Origin of the sequence: Mesorhizobium sp. WSM4887, from assembly GCF_029625865.1 — a bacterium.
Taxonomy (GTDB): domain Bacteria; phylum Pseudomonadota; class Alphaproteobacteria; order Rhizobiales; family Rhizobiaceae; genus Mesorhizobium.
This window is the reverse complement of record NZ_JARTVP010000028.1, coordinates 1-9,715: the sequence shown is the minus strand read 5'-3', so window position 1 is coordinate 9,715 and position 9,715 is coordinate 1. Positions and strand designations below refer to the sequence as shown.

Below are 9,715 nucleotides of genomic sequence, written 5' to 3'. Positions count from 1 at the left end.
ATCGCCATATCGCGCGGGTCCAGATAGCCTTCGAATGCGGATTCTGCAAAAGGACCTGCCAGACACGCAACTATCTCCCGGATCGCATCATCGCGTTCCAAACATCGATCCATATCGTCCTCGAAAATCGGCTTTCGCTTCGAGGTGAATCCTTGCGCTGAATAAAAACCCGCGCCTTCGACAACACCACCGCACTCTCCGTCACCGACGTCGGGGTAAATACTAACACTTGAGAAAGCAGGGAGTTCACGGTCGTCGTCGAACGTCTGACGGTGCAAAACGATGGCGGCCACCGCGTGCCCGGCTTCGTGATGCGCCACAAGCGGCAGATATTGGGAGGCTACATTCATGCGGTGCGGCTCTCAGGTCTAGTTTGCTTTTGCGCATAGGACCGCAATTGTCGTGCCAACTGGGAAAATCGTTTCGGGCAATGCGATCGCTCCGATAGCGTTGCGTCTCCTGTCTGACATTGTTGGGAAGTCGACACGCGCCCGTCGCAATGCGGTCGACCTTCCGCGCGAGTTGGGTGACCCGTGAAGGCGGCCGACCAGGACGATGTTGCGCTGATCGGCGACGAAGGCGCGGCCGGGCGAGATCGCGCATCAGGGGGTGACCGGCGTGTCGGCGAAGTCGAAGTCGTCGATGTCCTTGGCCAGCGGCAACTTGGCGACAGCGAACTGGTATTTGATGGAGCGGGCCTGCTTCTCCGATATCTCGGCCTGCAAGAGATCACCGACAATCCTGGGCGGCTCGTGCCGTCGCTTGATGGCGACGCGCCCATGATCTCGTCATAGGCTCTGCGCATTCCGTAGAGCTTCAGCGCTCCCATCAGTTCCAGTACCTCGGTGCGTTCCATGGCTGTTTGTCCTCCTGAGACTGTCATAGCGGGTGCAGTCGGCGACCGCTCGTGAGCTAGCTTCAGCGCTTGGGGAATGGAAAGGATCGTGCCCGGCGCCGGATCGCGGCTGCGGGCCAGGATGTTGAGGATCACCGGCGCCGACGATGCACCGTGCTCGATGGCTTCCTGACAGGCGGCCTCGACCGCGCTCAATCCGTCGGTCAGCACCCAGGTGAGGATCAACACCATCTGCCGGTCGACGTCATCAACCGCCTTGAGCTGCGCCGCACCTTCTCCATTGCCGACCGCACGACCCAGCCAAGGAACGGCGCGCGCCGTGTGCCAGGGATCGTAGGCGACCTCGTTGCGGCCAAAGGAGCGAACGTGTTCTCCCACGACCACGCCATCCTCTGGCGGATGCGATCCGATCGACATAAGCATGGATCTCGATGGGCCGACCGACGGCACTCGACAGCACCGAGTATTTGTTGTTGTCGAAGCGCACCGTGCAGGTCTTCGACACCGACGGGGGAATGCAATGGAAGCCGTCGAAGCGACCGGCAGCCGCTCCCGCTGCGGCTTGGCCGCATTCGCCGACAGCAGCCGGTCCCGCGTCTCACGCCGAGCTCCCATGCGGGGATAGGGCTGGTGCTTGCGCTCGTAGCGGAACTGCGTCTCCTCAGAACGCAGGACCTTGCGCACCACCTTGCGCGAGATCTTCAGCTCACGGCAGATCGCTTTGATCGACTTCCCCTGGACCAGCGACAGCCGACGTATCTTTGCAATCGTCTCTAAAACCAACATCCAAAACACAAATGCCTCCGATCAAGCCGGAGGCATCTTGATGACCCCATCGTTAAGGGGTCCCGTTTGGACGAAAATCACCCTTTAAACAGGGTCCCCATTCCACGAAAAATCAATGCACTACCTTCCAAAGCTGCGAGAGATCGCCACCGACCGCTTTGAAGGGGCTTTCGGCGGTCTCGTCAGCGAGGTTGTGGCATGAAGAAACATCAATCCACAGCATTGGGCCGAAGCATGCCACGGGCTCATGCCGCGGGAGAGCGGGAAGATATTCTTGAAAGAAGAAGCGGTCTCCGACATCAATACCGACAGGATGGGCAGCTTTCTCACATCACTTGAGGTCGAGCGTGGCAGTTGCGACCCGCAATGCAAGGCTGGCGGCGATGCATGCCTTTGCGCGGTTCCTGATTTCGGAGCACCCCGAATATTAGGATACGCTGCAACTGGTGGTGACACTTCCCTTCAAGAGGGCGCGTGGGTGGCACCTGTCGAATATCTCGATGAGCCCGGAAATCAAGAGCGTCCTGGCGCGTATCGTCCGCCGCACGCCTTCTGGACAGCGGGATTACGCTCTGTTTTCGCTGATGTTCAATACGGATGCACGAGTTCAGGGATCCTGAATCTTCGATTGTGACCTTCGTCTGGTATCGCCCTGTCCCGCCGAGCAAAGCAACGACCGCCCCACACTGCTCACCCGGTTCGGTGTTCCATACTTGCTGCGCACACATGGCTGCGGGCGAAGGAACCACCATGGCGGAAAAAAGCATCCATCATCGCCCTTTGCGGGACACGACGGCCATCCACCTCGTCAAGGCGGGTGTTGACATCGCCACCATCAGTCGATGGCCAGGCCACTCGGGCTGAACTAACGATGCGCTACGCCCAGGCCGGTATCGATATGAAGCGGCAAGCGCTCGAACAAGGCTTCCCCGACGTGATGTCATCGGCAAAAGATCAGACGATCATCGCTTTGATGGCTGGATGTTTGGCTGGCTGCACCGCTTGTAGACGCTCAGTTATGTGGAGTTGTATCGCGGGAAGTCGCGCGTCTTGGGCTTTTGCGGTGTCAGCTCCACATCTCTCCGCAGTGCACGTTGTCACTGTTGAAGAGCCGTTTGTTCAATCTTCGTCCTGGCACGGCAAGGGTTGTCGATATTGTGGGCGTCTTGCGCTTGCCGAGCTTGTCCGAAATCCAGCGCCGGATCAGGCGTGAACACTGTTGCGTAGTTCGTCAGCCAGAGCGCGGAGAACGTCGGCGCTTCCTTCCAGCGCCGTAAAAGCGTAGGGATTGAGGAACTGTCGGCCCCAGAACAGATTGCGATCTGTGCCGGATAGCGTAGCTTCCTCGCTGACACGCGGCCAATTCTCCGCAATGCATCGGAGCTGGCCTTCAACAATCGCAAGAGCTTCCGGCGCGCTGAGCAGGAAGTGATGCGCCGCTTCAAGGCAGGACGCTATCCGGCTCATGCGGTTATTGCCGCTGATGAGCATGGCCTGGCTGGCCTCCTGGCCACTGCGGGCCTGCGGACAAATATCGTACGCAGGCGTGAGGGTGAGCTTAGCGCCGTCCCAGAATGCCGCATGGTTGCGGGCATGATCGTCGGTGTTGCCGCAAAGTATGTTGAAGACAATGCGGCTGAACAACTCGCGCAGAGTTTCCGACGGCGCGGTGAATCGGTGGCGAATGATCTCCGCCAAATCCTGGTAGCTGGCGTAACGCGCCATCATCTCATCGAGCGCGAGCATCGTCAGCGCTGAGACCATGGATTTGCGTTGCCAGCCGCCCGTGACCTTGATCCGGTCGAATCGCTCGACGAGCAACACGTCGTTGCCTGCGGCGCGAACGAGCGAGACGGATGCCGCTCTGATGCCGCACAAGGCGGCAAGCCGCATGGCTATGAATTCTCCTTTGACGACGCTGTAAAGGTCGGCAGACGAGGAAAATTTCGCGACATGCTTGACGGCGTCACCCTCGATCAGCGCCTTTGGCCTTGCGCCGCCGATCGAGCTGCCGTGATGCAGCGCCTGATCTAATTCGGGGGTGAGCGGAATACCTTTCTCTACCCGCTCCGCCGATTGGACAAGCTCTTCGAGAGTGGCATTGGCCAGTGCGCGCGGCTCGTAATGCATTGGCGAAAACTGAAAATCGAGCGCGCCGATGCGGTCCGAGCCTGATTCCAGCAAGAACGTCAGTTCTGAAATATCGAGCCGCGCGATTTCATCGCCCTTCACACCGAATTTGCGGTTTAGGATAACCCGTCGTCCCCAGGCATCAGGGGCAGCATCGCGGATGCATCCCGGCATGGTTAGGCCAGGAAGCAAAGGCAATTCGCCTGCCTTCAGGGGCAGTTCCGGGAGATAAAGCGGGATCGCGCTTCCCAGTTCACGAAAGCTCCTGCCATAGTTGAAGCTGACGAGTCCGTCATGGGCATATAGCCGCCCGGCGACAACCGGCGCGGTCTCGCCCGGCAGCCAGACCCAGACATAGGCTTCGTCGTACTTGGGGACCTTAGAACTCATCGACGATCTGCTTGCCGGCCTTGTAGACGTGCTTCGGCAGCAGCGCGATGCGATCGTCCATGCGGCCTGTGAGGGCTGTGATGCCATTGCCGTCGGCATCGAACAGCTTCACACCGACAATGGCAGCAGCTTCGAACATCAGTCCGATTTCGACTTTGGGATCGCCCTTCTCGATGCGCTGCAGGGTGCTGCGTGAAACACCGATTCTCTCGGCTAACTCCTGTGCGGTTAACCGGTGCTGCATCCGGCCAAGCCGGATGGTCTTACCGAAAAGGCCAAGCGCTTCCATCGCGTAGCGCGAATAGGTGCGTTTATACGTTGCCTTCATTCGGGTCTCTGTGACCTATGCATGATCCATATCGCCTTCTTTCGAACTTTATATAGGTAATGTCACAGAGCGACTGCCAAAGTCAAGACTCCGTATCGCAAGCGTTACCCATCCGAACGAGGAAGGCGGATATTGCCGACGGCTCCTGCACAACCGGCCAGCTCTGCGCGTCTCGGGCGAGGCGGAGATCTGGCGCTGGATCGCGGACAGCCTTGAGACGCCTCGCATGAGTCATTCATGGGCGGTCCCTGGTGCGGGGCCGCGGCGCTCGACTGCTGGCCGACATTCTCGGCGGCGGGACCCGCATCCGGCTACACCAGCACTTTTCGACCGCATACGCGCCCAGCTTCTCTCCGAAATCATTGCCAATGAGCGCGAACCTCATGCGATCGCCGAGCTGGCCTGGCGGCGCGGAATCTACGCACGCATCCGTATTCGAGACCGCCCAAGGGAGGCTGACTAGCGTAACGCCCTCCGATCTAAGCGCCTTCCACAAAGCCGCTTTCGCACGCGACGGGCTGCATGTGGCGGTCGTAGGCGACATAGATGCCAAGCCCTGAGAGTAAGGCTCTACCAGCTGTTCGGCGATTTGCCTCAGAAACTGGCGCTTGCCGGCGCGAACCAGTGGTATCGCGAGGGCGAGCACGCCGAGCGCTTTTCCTCCGCCCTCCACTGACCACAGACCCGCACGCAACGAAGCCGCGCTCGATCTTATCGTGGCGTGGCTAGGTGCAATGTTTGCTCTCGCCATCAGGCCGGCTTTCCCGATGGCGTGGTCAACCTGATCTATGCGTCCGAAGGTGATCGCGTGGGCCGTGAACTCTGCACCAATTCCAAAGATCAGCTTTACCGGTTCGAACGAGGTCGGACGGCTGCTGATGCGTCAGTGCTCTGACCAGATCAAGAAGGTCAGCCTTGAAACCGGCGGCAATGCACCTTTCATCATCTTCGATGATGCCGACATTGACGGTGCTGTTGACGGTGCGGTCCAGGCGAAGTTCCGCAATGCCGGCCAGACCTGCGTTTCCGCGAACCGCATTTACGTCCAATCGAGCGTTCACGATGAGTCCGCCGAGAAATTGTGGAGAAGGTCCGGCACTTATCAGTGGTCCGACGTCTACTCCCGGAGCGAAGCCGTCGCCAACCCAAGATCGAGTCCCACATCGCAGATGATAATTCGATGCGGGGCCGAACGATAAATATGCATGCTTTGGCCACCCCGAGGCAGGGCTCATTGAGATGATCCGACCGCCTTGGAACAAAGATGGGGTAGAGCAGATGAAGCGTTGGCAGCGTGTCTCCATTCGACGCGAGCGCTTAGGATGGGATCACGATCATTCGCATCACGCGCAGCCGCAAGGGCGATGCCATGGCTACTTTGGAATCGTTGAAGTGGTTTGAGCCGGACAGTCACAAATACACCCGTTACGCCGCGGCTCAGGAAACGGGGCGGCGTCCGGCGGTGGAGGTGCTCGCTGACTTAAAAAGGGTGCGGGCAGTCGTTGCGCTTGAGAGCGACGACATTTGGGATCCGGCACGGGGTGACCTGCTGCCAATCGGCAGTTAACAGGGTCCGACAAAAGTGTGCACAACATGCTGCTGAAGTGGCCTCCGGAAGCGCTACCGGAAGTTACGCGTCTTGAACTTGATAGGGTCGATATGGTCATACTGCATCGACGATGTCGCGCCCCTTCGGCATGCCGCGCGGATCGATGCCCGATCCGCCGTGATGAGCCTCGTCCCTCGGCCGTGCGGCAACGGAAACGGCGTCTTGCGGTTTCCCACGCTGGCCAGCCCGGCCGACAGATCGGTCAGCTCGTGGGCGACGAGGTGCACCACCTCCTCTTCCGTCGGATGCGTCCGCGGACGCCGAGCATGGCCGAAGCAAGAAGCACGCGCCGGAATTTCTCGAGAGATCTTGACCCAGACGACGACGTTTGCCGCACCCGTCTCATCCTCCAGAGGAACATGAAGCCTTTGGCCGAGCCCGGCCGCTGCCGGACCAGCACCAGGCCGGCGGCCTCGAGCCAGCTTCTGCCTCGCGCCTGCATAGCATCCTGACAGGTCACGGTGCGGCGCCGGTTAGGCGGCACGCCGATTTTGGCAACGCTAGCCTGTGAACTGAAGAATGAAGGTCGGACTTGCGGCACATCGATTAGGTTCAAATGATAAGTTGCTGCCCGGCGAGGTCGTTTCAGCGCATCTCGACTGGTGGGTCGGCAAGACAATGCGGAACGGAAATGATCGCAGGCGTAAAGGACGGCTTTCGGGGCCGGAAGCTTCAGGCCTGGAACCGGACCCCAGTTTGGCGCAAGCATCGTGGCCTCCGCCCGGTCAGGCATTCACCGGCTCGCGAAATGCCAATTGATTCTGCTTAACCGGGCATACCTAAACGGCCACTTGCGTTCCGATCTCGACCACACGTCCGGTCGGGATCTGGAAATACTCCGTCGCGTCGGCGGCCGTGCGCGCCAAGCCGATGAACAGCTTGTCCTGCCACACCGGCATGCCGGAGTTGGGTGACGCCTTGAGCGAGCGACGCGACAGGAAGAAGGACGTCGTCATGATGTCGAACTTCCAACCCTGCTTGCGGCAGATCGCCAGCGCACGCGGGATGTTAGGCTGTTCCATGTAGCCGAAGGTCAGTGTCACCCGCATGAACAGCTCATTGATCGTTTCCATCTTGATCCGCTCGCTGTCGGGCACCACGGGCTGCTGCGCCGTCACCACAGAGAGGATGACGTTCTGTTCGTGCAGCGCCTTGTAGTGCTTCAGGCTGTGCATCAACGCGGTCGGCGCACTGGCGGGATCGCTGGTCAGGAACACGGCCGTACCGGACACCAGCTGCGGTTTCTTCTTCAACAGATTGCCCGCAAGGAAATCGAGCGGAATCTGGTTCCTGCGCGTCTTGTCAAATAGATACCTGCTGCCTCTTATCCAAGTCCACATGGTCATCACGATCACTGCGGCAATGGCAAGCGAGGCCCAGCCGCCTTCGAATACCTTGACGATGTTAGCTGCAAAGAAGCCGGTATCGATGAAGACGAACACCGCCATTAAGGCTATCGCGACGCCGAGCGGCCATTTCCAGATGCGCGTCATCACAACAAAAAGCAGTATGTTCGTCACCAGCATATTGCCGGTCACCGAAATACCGTAGGCCGAGGCCAGCCGGCTGGATTCGCCGAAGCCGACCACCAGCAGCATCACCACCAGCGCCAGCATCAGGTTGATGCGCGGCAGATAGATCTGGCCCGACTGTTTTTCCGACGTGTGCTGGATGACGAAACGCGGCAGCATGTTGAGCTGTACCGCTTGCCTGGTCAGCGAAAAGGCGCCGGAGATCACCGCCTGGCAGGCGATCACGGTCGCCGCCGTGGCAAGCACGACCATCGGAATAAGCGTCCAGCCCTGGTTCATCTCGAAGAACGGATGACCGACAACGCCGCCATTTGCCAGCACGAAGGCGCCTTGCCCGACATAATTGAGCAACAGACAAGGGAACACGATCGCCAGCCAGGCGAGCACGATCGGCTTGCGGCCGAAATGGCCGAGGTCGGCGTAGAGCGCCTCGGCTCCGGTGACGGCGAGGAAGACTGCACCAACCGTAACGAAGGCGACGTCAGGCGAGTTGACCAGGAACGACACGATGTAATGCGGGCTGATTGCCAGCAGGATTTCCGGGTCGTCCATGATGTGGTTGAGCCCGGAAAGGCCGATGGCCAGGAACCACAGCGCGGTAACGGGTCCGAACACCAATCCTACGCCGCCGGTGCCAAACCGCTGTACCGCAAACACGATCGCCAGGATGGCCAGTGTCAGCGGCACCACATAGGGCTGGAACGTCGGCGTGACGACATTCATACCTTCGACCGCCGACAGTACCGAGATTGCCGGCGTAATGACGGCGTCGCCAAAAAAAAGCGCCGCGCCGACGATGCCGATGCCGATGCCGATGCCGAGGATCACCGCAGAGCAGGTCGGGAAACTGTTGCGCGCCAGCGCCATAAGCGACAGCACTCCGCCCTCGCCTCGATTGTCGGCGCGGAGCACGAACATGATGTATTTGATCGTCACGGTGATCGTCAGGGACCAGATGATCAGCGAGAGTACGCCGAGGATGTCGCCACGGCTGGCGACGTTGCCACCCGCTGATGCATGCAACGCCTCGCGAAATGCATAGATCGGGCTGGTGCCTATATCGCCATAAACGACACCTAGTGCGCCCAACATCAGCGCCTTGGTGCTGTGCTGCTCGACCTCAGAATGGCTCGATTGTTCGACAGGTTCTGCCTCGTTACCAGCATTGGTAAGGGCCATGGACGACACTCCGATAAGCGCGCGGTGCTCTACGCTTGCTGCACTGCAATATCAAGTTCCGTCACGTAATGTCTGCCGTCTCGCCTGTCGTTGCTCGCCTTGGTAGACTCGCCAGCCCGCAGCCCTACCGAGCAGCAATAGCGCCCCGGCAGAACCCTCAATCGCCCAGATCAATGAATGGTTATCGCCCACAGTGCCCCCCCGCGATGCGGCCGATGGCGACCAGGGTGTCGTGGGCGCACAAGGATGGCGCTTTCCTGATGACGCCGTGCTCCAGGTGTGATCGCACCGTTGCTGCGCAAGCCATTTACTTGCTCGTCCCAGCGAGGACCGTGGCCAACTGGAACGCAGGGCCACGCCGCTCACCGGCCGCACTTTGCGGCGCAGATAACGATTCGATCTCCGCGGCGAGATTCTGGTTGAAGAAGCCACCAAGCTTGTCGAAGGACACACGGTCGTAATATCGACATGCCAGTATCCGCAACCCAGAAAAGCTCCTTGGGCTCCGCTGCGCGCGCCACGAACAACCCGATCTTCTCTGCGAAGAGGACGCCGTAATCCTTCAGGTTGAAGCCAAACCGGGGGGCGGCCGTGACGTATGGGCGAAGGGCTAGGAGGCGGGTTCGGTGAGGAACGGCATTGATGTCCACGCCGTCTCCTGGAAAGACAGAGGAATGCGGTGTCACCGACTGGCGCCGGAGGTTGATCCGGTGATTAGGAGGAGCACTCGTTGTCGGATTCTCGACGATGTCGGACATCTGACACAACGCTGCCAGAGCGATCACGTTGTTCCGAAACGATTTTCCCAGTTGGCACGACAATTGCGGTCCTATGCGCAAAAGCACTGCGATGCCGCACCGACTGGAAGAACTCATCAATGATCACGCTTTTCGAACATGTGGGCG

At 59.7% G+C, this 9,715-nt stretch carries 5 protein-coding genes and 4 pseudogenes; 2 read left to right on the top strand and 7 right to left on the bottom strand.

Going from position 1 to position 9,715, the window contains the following annotated elements; all coding sequences use genetic code 11:
• From P9230_RS32130 to P9230_RS32120, 3 genes and pseudogenes are all read right to left on the bottom strand, one after another.
• A partial coding sequence (locus tag P9230_RS32130) for a hypothetical protein (RefSeq protein WP_140671265.1) occupies positions 1-350 on the bottom strand: 350 nt, incomplete at its 3' end.
• 192 nt (positions 351-542) lie between these two features.
• Positions 543-856, bottom strand: a pseudogene (locus P9230_RS32125) (ATP-binding protein); the annotation flags it as partial.
• Positions 857-866: 10 nt separating this feature from the next.
• Positions 867-1,400, bottom strand: a pseudogene (locus tag P9230_RS32120) (IS21 family transposase); the annotation flags it as partial.
• Between the two features lie 516 nt (positions 1,401-1,916).
• Here P9230_RS32120 and P9230_RS32115 point away from each other — a divergent pair.
• Positions 1,917-2,276: a hypothetical protein gene (locus P9230_RS32115; protein WP_126066776.1), complete on the top strand. Its 360-nt coding sequence runs from the start codon at positions 1,917-1,919 to the stop codon at positions 2,274-2,276.
• Positions 2,277-2,845: 569 nt separating this feature from the next.
• On the opposite strand, the gene P9230_RS32110 is transcribed toward P9230_RS32115, so the two are convergent.
• Positions 2,846-4,162, bottom strand: coding sequence for a HipA domain-containing protein (locus P9230_RS32110; RefSeq protein WP_063169281.1), 1,317 nt, complete (start codon positions 4,160-4,162; stop codon positions 2,846-2,848).
• Positions 4,152-4,490: a helix-turn-helix transcriptional regulator gene (locus tag P9230_RS32105; RefSeq protein ID WP_063169282.1), complete on the bottom strand. Its 339-nt coding sequence runs from the start codon at positions 4,488-4,490 to the stop codon at positions 4,152-4,154. The genes P9230_RS32110 and P9230_RS32105 overlap by 11 nt, the downstream gene beginning before the upstream one ends.
• Positions 4,491-5,101: 611 nt before the next feature.
• On the opposite strand from P9230_RS32105, the pseudogene P9230_RS32100 reads away from it, so the two are divergent.
• Positions 5,102-5,598: pseudogene (locus tag P9230_RS32100) on the top strand (aldehyde dehydrogenase family protein); the annotation flags it as partial.
• Between the two features lie 512 nt (positions 5,599-6,110).
• Here P9230_RS32100 and P9230_RS32095 read toward each other — a convergent pair.
• A pseudogene (locus P9230_RS32095) lies at positions 6,111-6,571 on the bottom strand (OB-fold nucleic acid binding domain-containing protein); the annotation flags it as partial.
• A gap of 307 nt (positions 6,572-6,878) precedes the next feature.
• On the bottom strand, positions 6,879-8,810 hold the full coding sequence (locus P9230_RS32090; protein ID WP_063169287.1) for a potassium transporter Kup: 1,932 nt from the start codon (positions 8,808-8,810) through the stop codon (positions 6,879-6,881).
• Between the last annotated feature and the right edge of the window lie 905 nt (positions 8,811-9,715).